Genomic DNA, 20,423 nt, shown 5'->3' with positions numbered 1-20,423 from the left:
CGGGCCCTTTGACGGGCCGTGGGGCTCGTGACGGCTCCCCGGGCCCCTGACGGGCTCGTCAGCCCCCTGACGGGAGGCCGCCCACCCCCATGGCGGGATACGGTGCCGGGTCCGTCACCCAGCCCGCCATCAGCACCAGCCGCGACTCGCGGTCGACCGCGAGGAAGCCGAAGGGGCGGTCGAAGGCCACGCGGACGACCGTTGTCTCGTAGTGGTACTGCGGGGCGGCGCCGGCCGGCACCGGCATGACCGCGGTCACCGCCGCCGCCCGGAAACCGAGCGCGCCGAACCGGGCGAGGGCGGACTGGCGGGCCGCACCGATGGCCAGCGGGAAGGGGCTGACGCCGGGGAAGTGGGCCTGGCGGACGTCCTGGGCCGCGCCGAGCCCGAAGAGGCCGGGCAGCGCCAGCAGGTCGTGGTCGGCCCGCACCTCGTACGCCACCGTCCGCACGTCCAGCGCGATCGGCTCCGGCGCGGTGGCGGGCTGCTTCTCCACGTGCAGGCCGGGGCCGACGTGCCCGAACGGCAGCGCGCCGCCGCCGGTGACCGCGAACGCGCGGTCCACGACCCCGACCCCGGCGCCGAGCACCTGACCGGGCGTCATCCGCTCCTCGCCGAGCACCAGATGGACGTCGACGCCGTTGTCACCGGGCACCGTCAGCGCGGTGACGAAGCCGTCCGGCGTACCCGCCACGCCGACCCGGTCCGGCCGTACGCTCCTGCGGTGCAGCCCGAGCAGCGAACGGCCCTGCCAGGGCCCGGACTCCGGGCGCAGCACCGTCTCGGTGAACGGCTGGCGCCAGTCCGTGCGCAGGGCGAGGGCACCGGCCAGCACCATGCGCGCGTCCCGGGTCAGCGTCACCGGCATGCGCTCCACGAGCCCGCCGGTCCGCTCGGCCGCCCAGGAGTCCAGCTGCTCCTGTGCGGTGACGAGGTCGTCGCCGAACATCCCGTGCGTCCGGGCCGGCAGCCCGGCCCGCCATTCCTCCCGCAGCTGCAGCGTGTGGTGCGTCCACAGGCCGAGGGCCGAGTCCAGACCGGAGACCGCGTCCAGCGCGGACAGCAAGTCCCGTGCGGCGGCGGCCGCCTGCTCCGCCGGCACGCCGAGCGCCCCGGCCAGCTCCGCCCGCGCGGCCCCCGTCGCGCCGTCGGCCAGGAAGGCCAGCAGGGGCCAGACCCCGGCCGCCGAGAAGGCCGTGCCCTCCGCGGGCGTCTGTGCCGCCCATCGTGCGGTGAGCCCGTTCACTACCCGCACGGTGGCGCCGTCCACCCCGTTCCCCGCCCGGTGTTCCACCCTCATTCCGCCCCCACTCGTGCCCCGCTTACCATGCGGCCAGTCGTACGTCAGTCAGTCGCCGGGCCCTCGCCCGTCCTGTGCTGCCGCCGCCCTACCCAGGAGCACGGTACCGGTGTCCATACCCCCGCCCCCCGGCCCCCATCAGCCAGAAGACCCGTACCGGCCACCTCAGGCTCCCTATCAGCAGGGGCCGTTCGCGCCGCCGGCGTACTCGCAGGGCGGGCAGAACCCGTACGGGCCGCCGGCGTATCCGCAGGGCGGGCAGAACCCGTACGGGCCGCCGGCGTATCCGCAGGGCGGACAGGACCCCTACGGGCCGCCGGCGTACCAGCCGTGGGCGCAGGGCTACAGCCCCTACAACCGGCCGGCGCCCGTCAACGGTCTCGCCGTCGCCTCCCTCGTGCTGGGCGTGCTGTGCTGTGTGCCGGGCGTGGGGCTGGTGCTCGGGCTGGTCGCGCTGCGCCAGATCCGCCGGCGGGGCGAGCGCGGTACGGGGCTGGCGGTCGGCGGCTCGGTGCTCTCCGGGATCGGGCTCGCGCTGTGGGCGCTGATGCTCGCCACGGGCGGCGCGTCCGACTTCTGGGAGGGAGTCAAGGACGGCGCGCACGACGGCGCGAGCATCTCGCTGGCCAAGGGGGAGTGCTTCGATGCACCCGGCGGTTCGCTGAGCGGCACGACGTACGACGTCGACAAGGTGCCCTGCTCCGGGGAGCACGACGGCGAGGTGTTCGCCTCGTTCCGGCTGAAGGGCGGGGTCTACCCCGGCGACGACTCGGTGACCGGCACCGCCGACGAGCGCTGCTACGGCCTGCAGGACAGCTACGCCATGGACGGCTGGGCCGTCCCCGACGACGTCGACGTGTACTACCTCACGCCCACCGGGGGCAGCTGGTCCGCGGGCGACCGTGAGGTCACCTGTGTGTTCGGCAGCGTGTCCGAGGGCGGGAACCTGACCGGTTCCCTGCGCAACGACGAGACCGTCCTCGACGCCGACCAGATCGCCTATCTGAAGGCCGCGCACGTCCTCAACGCGGCCCTGGAGTCCGCCCCGGACGCGCAGTACGTCGAGGAGGACCTGCCCGGGCACAAGGCGTGGGCGGGCCGGGTGTCGACGGCGCTGGCCGAGCAGGCCCGGATGCTGCGGGGGCGCGAGTGGCCGGCCGGCGCCCGCACGCCGGTCACCGCGCTGGAGGCAGACCTGGACCAGGCGCGGGCCCAGTGGGCGAAGGCCGCGAAGGCGAAGGACGCGGACGCCTTCTACCTGTCCTACGGCGCCGGTCTGCGGCTGCTGGACCCGAAGGAGGCGGTGCCCGCGCGCAAGGCCCTGGGCCTGAAGACCACCCCGCCCGCGCGTGACGGCCGTGACAGCGGTGACGGCGGAGCCGGCGGCGGCAGCGGAGGCGACCGTCTGGAGGTGTGATCGCGGCCATAGCGGGGAGAAAGCGCCTGGTAAAGCCCTCCCCGGCCACTTGTCATCACATCGAGTGATTCTCTGGCCTTTGCTTGCATGGCACAACCCACGGTTGCCAGGCTGTTGCTGTCTGTACAACCTGATGGGAGCGGCCAGTGACTTTCGGTGAGCAGCCGGCGTACCTGCGCGTCGCGGGTGATCTCCGCAAGAAGATCGTCGACGGTTCACTGCCTCCGCACACCCGGCTCCCCTCCCAGGCCCGCATCCGCGAGGAGTACGGCGTCTCGGACACGGTCGCGCTGGAGGCCCGCAAGGTGCTGATGGCCGAAGGCCTGGTCGAGGGCCGCTCCGGCTCGGGGACGTATGTGCGCGAGCGGCCGGTGCCCCGGCGCGTGGCCCGTTCCGGGTTCCGTCCGGCCGCGGGCGCCACGCCCTTCCGGCAGGAGCAGGCCGACGCCTCGGTGCGCGGCACCTGGGAATCGAGCAGCGCGCAGGCCGAGGCCGGGGCCGTCATCGCCGAGCGGCTCTCCATCGAGCCCGGCGAGCGGGTCATGTGCACCAAGTACCTGTTCCGGGAGGCGGGGGAGCCGATGATGCTCTCCACCTCCTGGGAGCCCCTCGCCGTCACCGGACGGACCCCCGTGATGCTGCCGGAGGAGGGCCCGCTCGGCGGCATGGGAGTCGTCGAGCGCATGCGGGCCATCGACGTCATCGTGGACAACGTCACCGAGGAGGTCGGAGCCCGCCCCGGCCTTGCGGAGGAACTGCACGTCCTGGGCGGCGTCCCCGGCCATGTGGTCGTGGTCGTCCAGCGCACCTACTTCGCCTCGGGCCGCCCCGTGGAGACCGCCGACGTCGTGATCCCGGCCGACCGCTACCGGGTCGCGTACCACCTCCCCGTGAAGTAGCGCACACCCTGGCACGCCCTCGGGTGGCACCCTCGTTGCGGTACCCCTGCCCCGGCTCCCGGCCGTCCGCCGCAATCCGGCCGTTCTCGCAGGTGATCCCGGGTCCGTCCGATATGCCCCCGGTGCACGACATCGGCCTGGTGGACGGCGCGTTCGCCATCGTGCGCCCCCTGGGTTCTGGCTGGTTGCGTACCTCTTTGTGAAAAGGCGTATTCGCTGCGTGAAGGTAGGGCGTACGCTCGGGCATATGCGGATTGCGGTTTCCTTAGGCGGGGCACGGCGGAGGCCCGGGACGGGTCGGGGGTCCCCCTGCGGCGGAGGTCCCTCCCGTACGAGCGCAGTCGAGCGTGGGGGAGCGGCCGGGAGTGGGGGAGGGCGGGGCAGTGCAAGAAGGAACGGTGGGGGCGATGAGTGAGGGCACGGTCTCCCTGCCCTGGATCGTGATACGGCAGGACGACAACGGCAATCGCTACCGTGTGGGGCGGTACGCGACCCGGGCCGAGGCGCAGAAGATCGCCGACAGCCTCGACGACCGCGGCCACAAACAGCTCTACTGGGTCGAGCGCATCGTCCAGAACGGGGACGGCTCTCAGAACTGACCCTCAAACGGGGACGGCAGCGCCCGGAACTGACCCCTCGTGCGCTCCCGTAGGCTCCGCTCCATGACCGAACGGATCGTGGTGGTGGGAGCCGCTCTGCTCGACGCCGGCCGGCTGCTCGCCGCCCGTCGCAGCGCGCCCCCCGAACTGGCCGGGCGCTGGGAGCTGCCCGGGGGCAAGGTCGAGACCGGAGAGCGGCCCGAGGACGCCCTGGTGCGTGAACTGCGCGAGGAACTCGGCATCGACGCCGAGCCGGTCGAGCGTGTGCCGGGGGAGTGGCCCCTGGGATCCCCGTACGTCCTGCACGTGTGGACCGCCCGCCTGCGCCCCGGTTCGGCCGATCCCCGCCCTCTCCAGGACCATGACGACCTGCGTTGGCTCACCCCCGACCGGCTCTGGGAGGTGCCCTGGCTCGACCAGGACGTCCCGGCGGTCCGTGAACTCGCCGCGCGCCTGGGTGCCGGGGCGCACTGAGCGGGCTCATCGGTGCGGAACTGGAGCGCACCGATGCTTCCGTACGCCGTTCGTGCCACAGTGCGCCGCCGTTTACGGTAATGCACCACTGATACCGGGTATGTCCCCATTAACCCCATGAAACCGGACATGGGTGGGCTCACCGGCCTGGGAAGTGATCGGCGTGATCGACACCGAAGGCGACTGCGCCGAGTGGACCTTTCCCGCGGAACCCGGCGCCGTGCGCAGGGCCCGCACCGCGGTCCGGGAGCAGTTGCGCGGCTGGGGCCTCGACTCTCTCTGCGATCTGGCGGCCTTGCTGGTCAGCGAGTTGGTGACCAATTCGCTGCGGCACGCCACCGGCCCCATCGGTCTGCGGCTGGTACGCCCCGCCGGGCTCGACGACGTGCTACTGGTCGAGGTGTCCGACCCGCTGCCCGACCCGCCGCGCGAACGCGTCGCCCACCCCGAGGACGAGAGCGGCCGTGGCCTGCAACTGGTCGCCGACTCCTCGCGCCGCTGGGGCACCCGGCCCGGACGCTCCGGAAAGACCGTCTGGTTCGAGCTTGCGGTGCCCGGGTGAGCCCGCTGTACATCCCGCCCCATGGCGTCCACCGTGCGCCCCTGACCGCCGACCGGGGCGAGGGTGTGTGATTCGCGGGCGTGTTCCCTGGTTAGAAGACTGGATGTGTTCTCGCGGCTCGGTCCGAAAAACGCCTGGACCGAGCTGTGATCGTGAACACCGTGTCGTGCGGCGCCGTAGTGCTGGATACTGCGGGCAGCCGCCCCCGGTGACCGGTGCCGGGCGCGGTGAGCTGGAGGGGACGGTTCGCGTGAGCGAGATACCAGCGAAGGCCACGGAGTCCGCGGACCCGTCGGGCGGCGCGAGGGACCAGGCAGTACCGGCCGCAGACGCGCCCGGTGACGCCATGTGGCAGAGCAGCCCGCCCGGCTCGATCTACGACTACATCAAGGTCGCCTCCTTCTCCATCGGCCCCGGCGGACTGGTCGACCAGTGGAGTCTGCGCGCCGAGCAGCTCTTCGGCATCCCCGCCGAACGGGCCGTCGGCATGGACCCCATAGAGGCCTTCATCGACCCCGACCTGCGCGAGCGCGGCCAGCACAAGATGGCCGAAATCCTCGACGGGCGGGAGTGGACGGGGGTGGTTCCCTTCCGGATGCCGGACGAGCCGGACGGGACACGCGGTGAGGAGGGGCTCGCCGAGGTCTACGTCATGCCCACCCGGACCGCGGAGGGAGAAAAGGCCGCCGTCTGTATCGTCGTGGACGTCCGCACCCTGCGCAGCATCGAGACCGACCTCGCCGCCTCGCAGGCGATTTTCGGTCAATCGCCCTTCGGCTTCCTGCTGATCGACCCCGACCTGCGCGTCCGCCGCGCCAACATGCGATTCGCCTCCACCTTCGGCGGAACCCCGGACGACCATCGGGGCAAGGGAGTTCACGACTATCTGGCCCGCGGCGAGGCCGAGCGGATTTCGGCCACCCTGCGCCGGGTCCTGCAGAGCGGCGACTCGATCACCGACATGCATGTGACGGGCTTCGTCCCCGGCTCCGAGGAACGACGGCACTGGTCCGTCAACCTCTACCGCGTGCACGGCGGCACGGGCCGTCCCATCGGCATCGCCTGGCTCGGCACCGACATCACCGCCCGCCGCGCCGCCGCCCGCGAGGCGGCGGCCGCCCGGCGCAACCTCGCCCTGCTCAACGAGGCCGGTGCCCGCATAGGAAACTCCCTCGACCTGGAGACCACCGCCCGCGAACTGCTCGACGTCGTCGTCCCCGGCTTCTGCGACCTCGCCACCGTCGACCTCTACCAGGGCCTGCTCGCCGGCGACGAGACCCCGCCCGGCCTCGCCGACGGCAGCGCGGAACTGCGCCGCGTCGCCTTCGCCAGCGCCGTCTCGGACGCACCCTTCGCCGCCTCCGGCGAGCCCGTCGCGGTCGGCGCGGTCCACCACTTCCCGTTCAACTCGCCCTGCGCGGACGCCCTGCGCACCGCCCGCCCGCAGCGCGTCCCGGCCGAGGACGGCGGGCTCGTGCAGTCCACGCTGGCCGTGCCGATGGTCGCCCACGACACCGTCGTGGGCCTCGCCCAATTCTCCCGCACCAAGGGCAGCGAGCCCTTCGGCGACCGCGACCGGGACCTCGCGGTCGAGCTGGCCGCACGCGCCGCCGTCTGCATCGACAACGCCCGCCTGTACCGGCGCGAGCACGAGCGCGCCCTCATCCTGCAGCGCTCCCTGCTCCCGCCCGGCGACCCCGAGGCCTCCGGCCTGGACATCGCCTGCCGCTACCTGCCCGGCAACGCGGCCACCGAGGTCGGCGGCGACTGGTTCGACGTCATCGAACTCCCCGGCCACCGCACGGCCCTGGTGGTGGGAGACGTCATGGGCCGCGGCCTGCGCGCCGCCGTCGCGATGGGCGAACTCCGCACCGCCGTGCGCACACTGGCGCTGCTGGACCTCGAACCGGCCGAGGTCCTCTCCGCGCTGGACGAGATCGCCCGTGGCCTCGGCACCCCCGGCGGCGTCCAGCAGGCCACCCGCGCGGCCCGCCAGCCGCGCGACGCCGACCTCTCCGAGGTCTACCTCGCGACCTGTGTGTACGCGGTCTACGACTCCGTGACCAGACGCTGTACGTTCGCCAACGCCGGCCATCTGCCCCCGGTGCTGGTGGAACCCGGCGAGGCGGCCCTGATGCTCGACGTGCCGCCGGGGATGCCACTGGGTGTCGGCGGCGAGCCCTTCGAGGAGGTGGAGGTCGAACTCCCGGAGGGTGCCCTCCTCGCCCTCTACACCGACGGCCTGGTGGAATCCCGCGACCATCCCCTGGACGAGGGCCTGCAGGCCTTCGTGGGCGCGCTGGCGGATCCCTCCAGTCCGCTGGAGGACGTCTGCGACCACGTCCTCAACACCCTTGACACTCATCACGGCGAGGACGACATCGCCCTGCTGATGGCCCGTGTGCAGGGGTTGCCCGCGGACTCCGTCGGTGACTGGACGCTGCCGCGCGAGCCGCGCAGTGTGGGGCGGGCGCGGGAGTACGCACGGGCGCAGCTGGTCAGCTGGGACATGGAGCCGCTGGTCGACACGACGGAGCTGCTCGTCAGCGAGCTGGTGACCAACGCGCTGCGGTACGGCGAGGGCGAGATCAGGCTCCGGCTGCTGCTGGACCGCACGCTGGTGTGCGAGGTGTGGGACGCCGGTCTGGTGCAGCCTCGGCGGCGGCGGGCCCGGGACACGGACGAGGGGGGCCGTGGGCTGCAGCTGGTGGGGCTGCTCAGTGCGGCGTGGGGGTCGCGGCGGACTCCGCGGGGCAAGACGGTGTGGTTCGAGCTTCCGTTGCCCGGCGGCGAGCGTGGTCTGGCGGACCCGGCGGAGGCGTTGCTGAGCCTCTTCTGACCCCTCCCCGGGGGCTCCGCCCCCGGCCCCCGGTTCTTCGCCCACCCGCCCACCCGACTCGGTCGGTTGCGGGGGTGCTGTCGAAGGTGGGTTCTGCCTGTCGGTATGGGTTGGGTGTGGGTGGGTTTCGCGATTTCGCCTGCCTGCCTGCCTGCCTGCCCGCCTGCCTGACTCGGTCGGTTGCGGGGGTGCCGTCGAGTGCGGGGTCTGCCTGCCGGTGTGCGGCGGGTGCGGGTGAGCCCTGTGGGGCGGTGGGGCGCCGCGGGGATGTTGTCGTCGGTGCCGGGGTGCAGTCATGGGTGGTGGCGGCGGGCGTGGGTCGAGGGGCCGCCGAAGCTGGTCGGGGGGCCTCCGTCCGGTTCCTCGGCCAGGAGGATGCCGCCCAGGACGGCGCCCGCGAGGCCGACGGTGGAGCCGTCCGCCGCGGCGTAGGGGTTCCCGTGCGCCCGTACGTCCCGTTCCGCCAGCTCACGGGCCTGGCGGGCCAGCGTGTCCGCCTCGTCGTCGGCGCCGGAGCCGAGCGCCCGGCCCGCCTCCGCCAGCCGTGCCCGTGCCTTCGCACCCACCGCCCCCCGGTGCACGGCGACGAAGTCCTCCGCCCCGCCCACCGCACTGCGCGCCACGAGCAGCGCGCCCGCCTGCACCACCCCGGCACGCCCCGCCTCCAGCCGCTCCACGGCCCCGGCGATGCGCCGCAGCGCGTCCAGCGGGTCGTACGGCCCCCCGGTCAGCTCGGTGCGCACGGCGGCGAACACGCCGTCGGCGTGGGCGAGCCGGGCGTGCAGTTCCCCGGCGGTCAGAGGGGTCCGCCCGCTTCCCTTGCGGGCCTCGGCGATCTTCGCCTCCCCGCCGGTCAGCGCGGCCGGCACCAGTGCGGCCGCCTCCCGCAGCTGTACGGAGAGCCGCTCGACCCCGCCGACGAGCACACCGGCCTGGGCGACGGCACCCTCGGCCGCACGCAGCTGCCGGGCGGTTGCCGCCCCGTCTCCCGAATCGGCGGCCTGGCGCGCTTCGTTGAGCCGTGAGGTGGCGAACACCAGCCGGTCCTTGGCCTGTTCGACATACCCGGTGACCGGGGCCGAGGCCGCGGGCGCGTACCGCCGGTGCAGTTCCTCCGCCGTGGTCTGCGCCGCCGCGGTCCGTGCTGTCAGCTCCCGGAACCGCCCCTCGGCGGCCTCCAGCGCCGCACCCGCGTCCTGCTCCAGCCCTCGCAGCCGGTCCAGCGCCGTCGCCTCGGCGTCCAGCCGCCGCCCCGCCTCCGCACACCGCCCGATCACCCCCACCAGCGCCTGCTGCCGCGCACCCTCGTCCCCCGGAACCCCCTCCTCGTACCGCCGCCAGATGGCGAACGCGGCCGAAAGCTCGGTCTCGGCGGCCTGCAGTGCGTGCACGAAGGGCTCGACCGCCTCCGGCTCGAACAGCTCCTCGACGAAGGAGAGTTCCTCCTTGCTGCCGCGCACGCAGTCGTCGGCCAGCACCAGCGCGGCACGGGCCTGCCGCTCGGACTCCTGCGACGTCGGCACGGGCGGCGCCGCCGACACCCTGCCCGGTGTCGTCCGGGTCCGGGCCCGCCGGGTGCGGCGCAGGTACCCGTACCCGGCCAGAGCCCCGGCCGCGCCGAGCGCGAGGAGGGGCATGACCAGGTCGGTCGCGGACGTCCCGTCGTGCGGTGCCGCGGCGGCACTCGCGACCGGCCCGACCGGGCCGACGGGAACCGGATCCCGGTCACCGACCGTCATCACGGGCAACATCAGCCACCCGGCCCCCACGAGGAAACCCAGCACGGCATGCGCCACCCGCACCCGTATGTGGGCCGTGGCGCGCCGGGGCCGGCCCCGAATCAGGGAGGACGTCACATTTTGGAGCGTATGGGCAGGTAGGCGCCTTCGCGAGCGGGGTGGATACGGGTGGGGGAACAGACGGACAGGGGGACAGAAATGGACGAGAAGACCAGTCAACAGCAACCGAACCCGACACCCCCCGAGACCGAAGAGCCCTCACACGGCCGTCCCGCACCGTCCGGGACCGAGGAGCCGACGTGCGACCGTTCCGCACTGTCCGGGACCGAGGAGCCGACGTGCGACCGTTCCGCACCGTCCGGGACCGAGGGCGACAGGTCGCCGGGCGACTGCCTCGTGGCCGCCGACGGCGAGGACGCGGCACAGGGGCCGCCCGCACCCGACGACGAGAGCCGCACGGGTGGTGCGGGTGGGAGCACGACGGCCGACGGCGAAGCCGGGGCGAAGCGCCCCCGCCCCGGCACCCGCCCCCGCCGACGCCTGCGCCGCCGTACGATCCTCGCCACCGCCCTGATCCTCCTCCTGCTCCTTCCCCTCCTCACCGCCGAGGCGGCCCTCCGCCTCAACTACACCGGCACCCCGAAACCCGGCACCCTCACCCGCCACAAGGACGCCCTCTGGCTGGGCCACGCCTGGGTGGACGGCCGTAAGACGGCCGAGGACGTCCGGTCTCTCGCCCGCCGCCTGAACGACACCGGCGTCCGCGACCTGTACGTCCACGCGGGCCCCCTGGAGGACGACGGCACCCTCCCGAAGTCCGCGTACCCCAAGGCGCGTTGGCTCATATCGGCCCTGCACGACGCGGCACCCCGCGTCCGCGTCCAGGCCTGGCTCGGCGACAAGCTCGCCAGTGAGAGCCCCCACGGCCTGCACCTGGAGCGCGGCGCCACCCGCACCGCGATCGTCACCTCGGCCGGCCGGATCCTCGCCGCCGGCTTCCAGGGCACCCACTTCGACCTGGAGCCCCTCCACTCCGGCGACCGCGACTACCTCTCCCTCCTGGACGACCTGCGCACCCTCACCCGCGCCCACCACGCCCTGCTGTCCGTGGCCGCCCACCAGATCGACCCGCTGCCGGCCTTCCATTCCTTCTGGGGCGCGACCACCGGCCACCCCAAGTGGTGGTCCCAGGCGTACTTCGGACAGGTGGCCCGCCGTGTGGACCAGATCGCCGTCATGTCGTACGACACGATGCAGCCGCTGGAGAGCCTGTACGGCGGCTATGTCGCCCAGCAGACGAGTCTGGCCCTGGAGGTCACCCCGGAGACCACCGACCTCCTGATGGGCCTGCCCTTCTACCACGACGACACCGTCGGCCACTGGGCCCGCGCCGAGACCGTCCCGGCCGCCGTGCGCGGCGTCCGCCTGGGGCTGTCCCGCACCGACGCCGACCGGTCCCGCTTCGGCGTCGCCCTGTACGTCGACTTCGCGGCGACGGAGGCGGACTGGCGCGCCTACCAGAAGGACTGGGTCAATCAGGTGGCGCGAACCCGACGCCGGTGACACCATCCCCGTCATGCACATGTTCATGGTGGTGGCGGCCTGGCTGGCCGTGGCGCTGTTCGCGGCGGGAGGCATCGCGGGGATCCGGGCGGACTGGGTGCCGCCGTGGCTCCGCCACCGGGTGGTGCGGCCACGGCTGTGGGGCTACGGCGCCCTCCTGATGACGCTCGGCCTGAGCCTGCTCCTGCTCACGGGGCCGCTCCACGTCACCCGGTTCGGCGGGTTCGGATTCTTCGCGTGGTCCGTGGTCTTCCTGGCCGGGGCGCTCCTCCAGGTCCTCTCCCAGAGCCCCGGCCGGAACACTACGAAGACCTCCTCCTGATCTTCGCACCCAGCCACACCAGCGGGTCGTACTTGCGGTCCACCGCGCGTTCCTTCAGGGGGATCAGCGCGTTGTCCGTGATCCGGATGTCCTCCGGACAGACCTCCGTACAGCACTTGGTGATGTTGCAGTAGCCGAGGCCGTGTTCGTCCTGGGCCGTGCTCTTGCGGTCCAGGCCGCTCTCGGCGGCCGCGTCCAGCGGATGCATGTCCAGCTCCGCCACCCGCATGAGGAAGCGCGGGCCGGCGAACGCCTTCTTGTTCTCCTCGTGGTCGCGCACGACATGGCAGGTGTTCTGGCACAGGAAGCACTCGATGCACTTGCGGAACTCCTGCGAGCGGTCCACGTCCTCCTGGAACATGCGGTACTCGCCGGGGCCGAGCCCGGGAGGCGGGACGAAGGCCGGGACCTCCCTGGCCTTCTGGTAGTTGAAGCCGACGTCCGTCACCAGGTCGCGGATCACCGGGAACGCGCGCAGGGGTGTGACCGTGATGGTCTCGTCGCGCGTGAACACCGACATGCGGGTCATGCACATCAGCCGCGGGTGCCCGTTGATCTCCGCCGAGCACGAACCGCACTTGCCCGCCTTGCAGTTCCAGCGGACGGCCAGGTCGGGCGCCTGGGTGGCCTGGAGGCGGTGGATGATGTCCAGCACCACCTCGCCGTCGTTGACTTCGACCGTGAAGTCCTCCAGGCCGCCGCCCTCGACGTCACCCCGCCACACCTTGAAGCGGGCCTCGTAGCTGCTCACTCGTAGAGCTCCTCTTCGGCGAGGTACTTGACCAGCTCCTCCTTCTCGAAGAGGGCGAGCAGGTCCGGGCGGATGGGATCGGTGGTCTCGCGGGTGAGACGGATCTGGCCGCGGCCCGGGTCGGTCGCCGCGAGGCCTCCGGTGGGGTCGGCCAGTGCGCACAGCAGGTTCACGTTGCGCCAGGTGCGGTCCATCGGCGGGTGGTCCTCGCGGGTGTGCCCGCCGCGCGACTCCGTGCGCTCCAGGGCCGCCCGGGCCACGCACTCGCTGACCAGCAGCATGTTGCGCAGATCCAGGGCGAGGTGCCAGCCCGGGTTGAACTGGCGGTGCCCCTCGATGCCGGCCCGGCGGGCGCGCACCCGCAGCTCGGCCAGCTTCTGCAGGGCCTGCTCCATCTCGCCCTCGCGGCGGATGATGCCGACCAGGTCGTTCATGGTCTGCTGGAGTTCCTGGTGGAGGGTGTACGGGTTCTCCGGCGGGCCCGCCTCGCCCTCCGTCCCCGCGGAGAAGGGCCGCAGGGCCTCCGCGGCGGCCGTGTCGATCTGGGCGTCGGCGACCCCGGGGCGCTCACCCCCGCCCGCCGCGAACTCGGCCGCGTGCCAGCCCGCGCGGCGTCCGAACACCAGCAGGTCGGAGAGCGAGTTGCCGCCGAGCCGGTTGGAGCCGTGCATGCCGCCCGCGACCTCACCGGCCGCGAACAGCCCCGGCACCCCGCGCGCCGCCGCCGTGTCGGAGTCGACCGCGATGCCGCCCATCACGTAGTGACAGGTCGGCCCGACCTCCATGGCCTCCGCCGTGATGTCGACGTCCGCCAGCTCCTTGAACTGGTGGTACATGGAGGGCAGGCGGCGCCGGATGACCTCCGCGGGCATCCGGGTCGACACGTCCAGGAAGACCCCGCCGTGCGGCGAGCCGCGGCCCGCCTTCACCTCGGAGTTGATCGCCCGGGCCACCTCGTCGCGCGGCAGCAGTTCGGGAGGCCGCCGGTTGTGGTCCGGGTCCTCGTACCACCGGTCGCCCTCCTCCTCCGACTCGGCGTACTTCTCCTTGAAGACGTCCGGGACGTAGTCGAACATGAACCGCTTGCCCTCGGAGTTCCTGAGCACCCCGCCGTCCCCGCGGACCGACTCGGTGACGAGGATGCCCTTGACCGACGGCGGCCAGACCATGCCCGTCGGATGGAACTGCACGAACTCCATGTTCAGCAGCGGCGCCCCGGCCAGCAGCGCGAGGGCGTGCCCGTCGCCGGTGTACTCCCACGAGTTCGAGGTGACCTTGAAGGACTTGCCGATCCCGCCGGTCGCGAGGACCACCGCGGGGGCTTCGAGGACGAAGAAGCGGCCGGACTCGCGGTCGTAGGCGAAGACTCCCGAGACGCGCTCGCCCGCTCCGGAGCCGCCGTCGGGCCCGGTCTTCAGGATCCGGGTGACCGTGCACTCCTGGAACACCTTCAGCCGGGACTCGTAGTCCCCGGTCTCCCTCTTGTCCTCCTGCTGGAGGGCCACGATCTTCTGCTGGAGGGTCCGGATCAGCTCAAGGCCCGTACGGTCGCCGACATGGGCGAGGCGCGGGTACTCGTGGCCGCCGAAGTTGCGCTGCGAGATCCGGCCGTCCTTGGTCCGGTCGAACAGCGCGCCCCAGGTCTCCAGCTCCCACACCCGGTCCGGGGCCTCCTGCGCGTGCAGCTCGGCCATCCGCCACTGGTTGAGGAACTTGCCGCCGCGCAGGGTGTCGCGGAAGTGGACCTGCCAGTTGTCGTGCTCGTTGGCGTTGGCCATGGCGGCCGCGATGCCGCCCTCCGCCATCACGGTGTGCGCCTTGCCGAACAGCGACTTGCAGATCACCGCCGTACGGGCGCCCCGCTCCCGTGCCTCGATCGCGGCCCGCAGCCCGGCGCCGCCCGCACCGACCACGACGACGTCCCACTCCTGCCGGTCCACCACGGACATCAATCAGTTCCTCACTAGAAGAAGCGCGGATCGTCGAAGACCCCGGATGCGACGAGATAGACGTAGAAGTCGGCGAGCGCCACGCTCAGCAGGGACGCCCAGGCCAGCTGCATGTGGCGGGCGTTCAGCCTCCCGACGAACTGCCATGCCCTGTAGCGCAGGGGATGCTTCGAGAAGTGCTTGAGCTTGCCGCCGACGATGTGCCGGCAGGAGTGGCAGGAGATCGTGTAGGCCCAGATCAGGACGATGTTGACCAGGAAGACGACCGTGCCGAGGCCCATGTGGCCCCAGCGGTAGTGCGTGTCACGGAAGGACAGCACGGTGTCGTAGGTCAGCACGCCGGCGACCAGCAGGGCGGCGTAGAAGAAGTACCGGTGGATGTTCTGCAGGATCAGCGGGAAGCGGGACTCGCCGGTGTACTTCCCGTGCGGCTCGGCGACCGCACAGGCCGGCGGGGAGGCCCAGAAGCTGCGGTAGTACGCCTTGCGGTAGTAGTAGCAGGTCAGCCGGAAGCCGAGCGGGAAGATCAGGATGATGATCGCGGGGGAGATGCCCCACCAGCTGCCGAAGAGGTCGGCGTTCGGCCCGCTGTGCATGGTCCTGCAGTTCTGGGCCAGGCACGGCGAGTAGAACGGGGAGACGTACGGCGCCGCGTAGTAGTGCGCGTTGGCGAAGGCCCGCCACGTCGAGTAGACGACGAAGGCGAACAGACCGGCCGCGGTGACGGCGGGCGCCAGCCACCAGCGGTCGGTCCGCAGATGTGGGGCGGAGATCGCGGCGCGCGTACGGCTGTGTACGCCGCCGCTGTTCTGTTGATGTTCCGTACCAGTGGCCAAGGGAGCACTCCGGTCGGTTCAGGGTTCGGGGGCGTGCCGGTCGCACGCGCCCTTCAGGGGGCGTGCCGGTCGCGGGCGCCCAGTCCCTCGTCGTCCGAGTCCGTCCACAGGCTGATGTCGTAGGGCGTGTCGGAGATGGTGACGAGGTCGGGCCGGTGCGGGGCGGCTCCGGTGGCCGCTGCTTCCCGCAGCAGCGCCACGCTCTCGCGCAGATGGTCGGAGTCCGTCCGGACCCGGCGCATCTCCAGGCCGCCGCTGCCCAGCTGGCTCTCCAGGCGTCCGAGCGACCGGTGGAGGTCGTCGAGACAACGCTGGACCGATGTCAGTTCGTCGTGCACGGACATGACTTGCCCTCACTTCCACGGGTCTTGCGGGCCCTGGGCGGCAACGTTCATGCGCCTTGGAGTGTTGCGCCTCACACCTGCTGCTGTGAAGAGATGTGCACCGATTGGCCGAGGCGTACGGATGCACATTCGGGTGTATTGCGCCGCACGGGTGGCTTACCGTCCGTCGTCGCCGTGTCGCCCGCTCTCGCCGGATCCTTTCCTCTTCAGTGGGCGCATAGATCTGATCAGCTCCATATACCGCCAAAAGTGATCATAACGCCCGCGGCTCCCCGGAGGTAGCAGAGATGTCCCACGACGGCGTCGGACTGCGCGCGGTGATGCGCTCGGTCGCCTTCCTGACCGCGGGGGCCCTCGCGGTGCCCTTCCTCGCGGGCTGCGGTTCCGACGACGACGCAGCGGGACACCCTCTGGCCAAGCAGGACATCGCCCCCGTCGCCCGCGACCAGGTCGCCGCGGGCGGCACCCTGAAGTGGGCCGTGGACGCCGTACCGGAGACCCTGAACACCTTCCAGGCGGACGCCGACGCGGGCAGCAGCCGCGTCGCCCAGGCCGTACTGCCGTCGATGTTCCGCCAGGACGCCGCGGGACGGCCGGTGGCCAACCCCGCCTATCTGGAGTCCGCCGAGGTCATCGAGACCGAGCCGCGCCAGGTGGTGCTGTACAAGCTGAACCAGCAGGCCGTCTGGAGCGACGGCCGGGAGATCGGCGCCGCCGACTTCGTCGCCCAGTGGCGCGCCCTGTCCGGCCGGGACAGCGCCTACTGGACCGCCCGCAACGCCGGCTACGACCGCATCGAGAAGATCGAGCGCGGCGCGAACGACCTCCAGGTCCGGGTCACCTTCTCCCGCCCCTACGCCGACTGGAAGTCGCTGTTCTCCCCGCTGTACCCGAAGGACGTCATGGGCACCCCGGACGCCTTCAACGACGGTGCCCGCCGCAAGCTGAAGGTCACCGCGGGCCCCTTCAACCTGGCGAAGGTCGACACGGCCGCGAAGGACGTCGTCCTCACCCGCAACCCGCGCTGGTGGGGCAAGCCCGCCAAGCTCGACGAGATCGTGCTGCAGGCCGTACCCCGCGAGAAGCGGGTGGCGGCGCTCGCCGACGGCAGCGTGGACCTGGCCGAGATCGACGCGTCCGACGCCGAGCGGATCAACCTCGCCGCCCACCAGCAAAGCAACGGCGCCCCGCTGCAGGGCGCCGGAAAGACCTCCGCCAGGAGGCTGCGCACCTGGGCGATCGCGCACGGCCTCGACTCCGACGAGGTGCACGCAGGCAGGAAGAAGCTGCGCAAGGCCATCACCCGGTACCTGGAGCAGCAGCAGGAGCTGCGCGCCTTCGACGTCCGCAAGTCGCTGGAGCCCGCCTACACCCAGCTGGCCCTCAACGGCGCCGGTGGCCCCCTCGCCGACGACCGGGTCCGCCGGGCGGTCGCCCGCGCCCTGAACCGCGAGGAGCTGGCCAAGGTCGTGCTGACCCCGCTGGGCCTGCCCGCGGCCCCGGTCGGCAGCCACCTGGCCCTGTCCGGGCAGGCCGCCTACGCCGACGGCAGCGGCGCGCTGGGCGGCCAGGACACCCAGGAGGCCGCGTCGCTGCTCGCGGACGCCGGCTGGGTGGCCGGGGGACCGGTGAAGGAGGAGAAGAAGAAGGGCGAGAAGGCGGCCGGCGCGCAGCGCGGCAAGCGGGACAAGGACAAGGAGGAGGAGTCCGAGGGCGGCCAGGACGGCGAGTACATCGTCGGTGAGGACGACAGCAAGGGCAAACACCACGAGTCCGCCGAGGAGAAGCGGGAGAAGAGCGACGAGGGGGGCAAACATCTCGCGCAGGACGGCAGGCAGGACCTGAAGCGGGGAAGCGCGCCGGGCGCGTACGCGCCGAAGGGCACGGCGGCCCCGGCCGGCGCCGTGAACGGGCAGCTCGCCAAGGACGGCAAGGCGCTCGCGCTGCGCTTCGTGCTGCCGTCGGGGCCCGGGTCCGAGACGCTCAACACGGTGGCCGAGCAGATCTCCGGGATGCTGGAGAAGGTCGGGATCCGCACGACGATCATCAAGGTCTCCGACGAGAGCTACTTCAAGGACCACATCGCCGCCGGCGACTACGACCTCGCCCTGTACTCGTGGCCGTCCACCGCCTTCCCGGCGACCGACGCGCGGCCGATCTACGCCAAGCCGGTGCCGGCGGCGGACGGGTCGGTGAGCGTCGAGCAGAACTACACGCGGGTCGGTACCGACCAGGTCGACCAGCTCTTCGACCAGGCCGCGGGGGAGCTGGACGAGGACGAGGCCCATGACCTGATCCGGAAGGCGGACTCGCGGATCTGGGCGGAGGCGGGGTCGATTCCGCTGTATCAGCGGCCCCAGCTGGTGGGAGTGCGGAAGGATCTCGTCAACGCCGGGGCGTTCGGGTTCCAGACGCCGATCTACGAGGACATGGGCTTCCTGAAGAAGGGGGCGAAGGTCGCGCCGGGTCCGAGCAAGGGGTAGGAGCGCGCCGGCTTCGTGGTCCGGCACGGGTGAGCGGGGGCTTCGTGGCCGGGCGCGCATGAGCGGGGTCTCGTCGAGCCCGTGCGGCGGAGCGGCACGCCCCCCGGCCGGCCCCCGTTTGCAAGCCCATGAGCCCCCTGAACTGCGCAGACCCATCCCGGCGAGCCGCATCCGCAGCGGCCACGTACCATGGGGTGAGGCCGTGGCGTGTCAAGCCCGGCAGGCCCGCGTCACCCGGACGTACGCAGCAGGGCCTTCTCACCACTCTGGGAGTTCGCCGCACTATGGCCACGCGCCACGACATCCGCAACGTCGCCATCGTCGCCCACGTCGACCACGGCAAGACCACCATCGTCGACGGCATGCTGAAGCAGGCCGGTGCCTTCGCCGCCCACCAGCTCGAAGGCGTCGACGACCGCATGATGGACTCGAACGACCTGGAGCGTGAGAAGGGCATCACGATCCTCGCCAAGAACACGGCGGTGAAGTACCACCCCAAGGATGGCGGCGACCCGATCACCATCAACATCATCGACACCCCCGGCCACGCCGACTTCGGCGGCGAGGTCGAGCGCGGTCTGTCGATGGTGGACGGCGTGGTGCTCCTCGTCGACGCCTCCGAGGGCCCGCTGCCGCAGACCCGCTTCGTGCTGCGCAAGGCGCTCCAGCAGCGTCTGCCCGTCATCCTGTGCATCAACAAGACGGACCGTCCGGACTCCCGGATCGACGAGGTCGTCAACGAGACCTACGACCTCTTCCTCGACCTGGACGCGGACGAGGAGCAGATCGAGTTCCCGATCGTCTACGCGTGCGGCCGTGACGGCGTCGCCTCGCTGACCAAGCCGGACAACGGCACGGTCCCGTCCGACTCCACCAGCCTGGAGCCGTTCTTCTCCACGATCCTGGAGCACATCCCGGCCCCGACCTACGACGAGGCCGCCCCGCTCCAGGCCCACGTCACCAACCTCGACGCGGACAACTTCCTCGGCCGTATCGCGCTGCTCCGCGTCGAGCAGGGCGAGCTGCGCAAGGGCCAGACGGTCGCCTGGATCAAGCGCGACGGGTCCATCAGCAACGTGCGCATCAGCGAGCTGATGATGACCGAGGCCCTCACCCGCAAGCCCGCCGAGAAGGCCGGCCCGGGTGACATCTGCGCCGTCGCCGGTATCGCGGACATCATGATCGGCGAGACCCTCGCCGACACCGAGAACCCGATCCCGCTGCCGCTGATCACGGTCGACGAGCCCGCGATCTCCATGACCATCGGCACCAACACCTCGCCGCTGGTCGGCCGTGGCGGCACCGGCAAGGGCGCCGACAACAAGGCGGCCGTCAAGGACCGCAAGGTCACCGCCCGCCAGGTCAAGGACCGCCTGGACCGCGAGCTGATCGGTAACGTCAGCCTCCGGGTCCTGGACACCGAGCGCCCCGACGCCTGGGAGGTGCAGGGTCGTGGCGAGCTGGCGCTGGCCATCCTGGTCGAGCAGATGCGCCGCGAGGGCTTCGAGCTGACCATCGGCAAGCCCCAGGTGGTCACCAAGGATGTCGACGGCAAGACGTACGAGCCCGTCGAGCGCATGACGATCGACGTGCCCGAGGAGCACATGGGCGCGGTCACGCAGCTCATGGGCGTCCGCAAGGGCCGGATGGACAACATGTCGAACCACGGCTCCGGCTGGGTCCGCATGGAGTTCGTCGTGCCGTCCCGCGGTCTGATCGGCTTCCGGACCGAGTTCCTGACCCAGACCCGCGGCACCGGTATCGGCCACTCGATCCACGAGGGCTTCGAGCCCTGGTTCGGCACCCTGCAGACGCGTAACAACGGCTCGCTGGTCGCCGACCGCTCCGGTGCCGTCACCGCCTTCGCGATGACGAACCTCCAGGAGCGCGGCGTGCTGTTCACGGACCCGGGCACCGAGGTGTACGAGGGCATGATCGTCGGCGAGAACTCCCGCTCCGACGACATGGACGTCAACATCACCAAGGAGAAGAAGCTCACGAACATGCGGTCTTCCTCGGCCGACTCGTTCGAGGCGATCGTGCCGCCGCGTAAGCTCTCGCTGGAGCAGTCGCTGGAGTTCTGCCGTGACGACGAGTGCGTCGAGGTGACCCCGGAGGCCGTTCGCATCCGCAAGGTGAACCTGGACGCCCGTGAGCGCGCCCGCGCCGCGAGCCGCGCCAAGCACGGCTGAGCGAGGGCCGGATCCGGGCCCATAACACGGCCGGACCCGGCCCCATAGCACCTCACTTGAGCCCGGGTGCCCCCACGTTGGGGGCACCCGGGCTTTGTGCAACCCATTTTCCGGCGGCGGGTGTCCGTAATGCGGAGATCCCGGACCGATACCT

General features: G+C 71.8%; 16 protein-coding genes. 10 read left to right on the top strand and 6 right to left on the bottom strand.

Going from position 1 to position 20,423, the window contains the following annotated elements; all coding sequences use genetic code 11:
- Positions 1-58: 58 nt before the first annotated feature.
- Positions 59-1,300, bottom strand: a complete 1,242-nt coding sequence (locus tag AB0H32_RS14135) for a serpin family protein (RefSeq protein ID WP_361119172.1) — start codon at positions 1,298-1,300, stop codon at positions 59-61.
- A gap of 109 nt (positions 1,301-1,409) precedes the next feature.
- Between AB0H32_RS14135 and AB0H32_RS14130 the strand changes: the two genes are divergently transcribed.
- The 6 genes from AB0H32_RS14130 (at position 1,410) to AB0H32_RS14105 (ending at position 8,090) form a co-directional block, all read left to right on the top strand.
- The gene (locus AB0H32_RS14130; protein ID WP_361119170.1) at positions 1,410-2,717 is read left to right on the top strand and encodes a DUF4190 domain-containing protein; all 1,308 of its coding nucleotides are present in this window, start codon (positions 1,410-1,412) and stop codon (positions 2,715-2,717) included.
- 146 nt (positions 2,718-2,863) lie between these two features.
- On the top strand, positions 2,864-3,616 hold the full coding sequence (locus AB0H32_RS14125; RefSeq protein ID WP_361119168.1) for a GntR family transcriptional regulator: 753 nt from the start codon (positions 2,864-2,866) through the stop codon (positions 3,614-3,616).
- A gap of 407 nt (positions 3,617-4,023) precedes the next feature.
- Positions 4,024-4,215 carry an SPOR domain-containing protein gene (locus AB0H32_RS14120; protein WP_361119166.1) on the top strand — a complete coding sequence of 64 codons (192 nt, stop codon included), beginning with the start codon at positions 4,024-4,026 and terminating at the stop codon, positions 4,213-4,215.
- 63 nt (positions 4,216-4,278) lie between these two features.
- Entirely contained in the window at positions 4,279-4,689 is a 411-nt protein-coding gene (locus AB0H32_RS14115) for a (deoxy)nucleoside triphosphate pyrophosphohydrolase (RefSeq protein WP_361119164.1), read from the top strand.
- 133 nt (positions 4,690-4,822) lie between these two features.
- A complete protein-coding gene (locus tag AB0H32_RS14110; protein WP_361119162.1) occupies positions 4,823-5,251 on the top strand; it encodes an ATP-binding protein in 429 nt (142 codons plus the stop codon).
- A gap of 250 nt (positions 5,252-5,501) precedes the next feature.
- On the top strand, positions 5,502-8,090 hold the full coding sequence (locus AB0H32_RS14105) for a SpoIIE family protein phosphatase (RefSeq protein WP_361119161.1): 2,589 nt from the start codon (positions 5,502-5,504) through the stop codon (positions 8,088-8,090).
- Positions 8,091-8,383: 293 nt separating this feature from the next.
- Here AB0H32_RS14105 and AB0H32_RS14100 read toward each other — a convergent pair whose 3' ends face one another.
- Entirely contained in the window at positions 8,384-9,946 is a 1,563-nt protein-coding gene (locus AB0H32_RS14100; protein ID WP_361119159.1) for a hypothetical protein, read from the bottom strand.
- A gap of 81 nt (positions 9,947-10,027) precedes the next feature.
- Between AB0H32_RS14100 and AB0H32_RS14095 the strand changes: the two genes are divergently transcribed.
- Both AB0H32_RS14095 and AB0H32_RS14090 read left to right on the top strand, forming a co-directional pair.
- On the top strand, positions 10,028-11,392 hold the full coding sequence (locus AB0H32_RS14095; RefSeq protein WP_361119157.1) for a hypothetical protein: 1,365 nt from the start codon (positions 10,028-10,030) through the stop codon (positions 11,390-11,392).
- Positions 11,393-11,405: 13 nt separating this feature from the next.
- Entirely contained in the window at positions 11,406-11,714 is a 309-nt protein-coding gene (locus AB0H32_RS14090; protein WP_361119155.1) for a hypothetical protein, read from the top strand.
- Here AB0H32_RS14090 and AB0H32_RS14085 read toward each other — a convergent pair.
- The 4 genes from AB0H32_RS14085 to AB0H32_RS14070 are packed head-to-tail and all read right to left on the bottom strand — an operon-like array spanning position 11,695 to position 15,594.
- On the bottom strand, positions 11,695-12,465 hold the full coding sequence (locus tag AB0H32_RS14085; RefSeq protein WP_361119153.1) for a succinate dehydrogenase/fumarate reductase iron-sulfur subunit: 771 nt from the start codon (positions 12,463-12,465) through the stop codon (positions 11,695-11,697). The genes AB0H32_RS14090 and AB0H32_RS14085 overlap by 20 nt on opposite strands.
- A complete protein-coding gene (locus AB0H32_RS14080) occupies positions 12,462-14,414 on the bottom strand; it encodes a fumarate reductase/succinate dehydrogenase flavoprotein subunit (protein WP_361119151.1) in 1,953 nt (650 codons plus the stop codon). The genes AB0H32_RS14085 and AB0H32_RS14080 overlap by 4 nt, the downstream gene beginning before the upstream one ends.
- 14 nt (positions 14,415-14,428) lie before the next feature.
- The gene (locus tag AB0H32_RS14075; protein WP_361119149.1) at positions 14,429-15,250 is read right to left on the bottom strand and encodes a hypothetical protein; all 822 of its coding nucleotides are present in this window, start codon (positions 15,248-15,250) and stop codon (positions 14,429-14,431) included.
- Positions 15,251-15,303: 53 nt separating this feature from the next.
- Positions 15,304-15,594 carry a hypothetical protein gene (locus tag AB0H32_RS14070; RefSeq protein ID WP_361119148.1) on the bottom strand — a complete coding sequence of 97 codons (291 nt, stop codon included), beginning with the start codon at positions 15,592-15,594 and terminating at the stop codon, positions 15,304-15,306.
- A 287-nt stretch (positions 15,595-15,881) separates the two neighbouring features.
- On the opposite strand from AB0H32_RS14070, the gene AB0H32_RS14065 reads away from it, so the two are divergent.
- Together AB0H32_RS14065 and typA are read left to right on the top strand one after the other, a co-directional pair.
- The gene (locus AB0H32_RS14065; protein WP_361119146.1) at positions 15,882-18,077 is read left to right on the top strand and encodes an ABC transporter family substrate-binding protein; all 2,196 of its coding nucleotides are present in this window, start codon (positions 15,882-15,884) and stop codon (positions 18,075-18,077) included.
- Positions 18,078-18,361: 284 nt separating this feature from the next.
- Positions 18,362-20,269, top strand: a complete 1,908-nt coding sequence (gene typA, locus AB0H32_RS14060; protein ID WP_361119144.1) for a translational GTPase TypA — start codon at positions 18,362-18,364, stop codon at positions 20,267-20,269.
- Positions 20,270-20,423: the final 154 nt, after the last annotated feature.

Source organism: Streptomyces sp. NPDC020362, assembly GCF_040642095.1.
Taxonomy (GTDB): domain Bacteria; phylum Actinomycetota; class Actinomycetes; order Streptomycetales; family Streptomycetaceae; genus Streptomyces.
The sequence above is the reverse complement of the archived record's forward strand: the minus strand, read 5'-3'. Positions and strand labels throughout refer to the sequence as shown.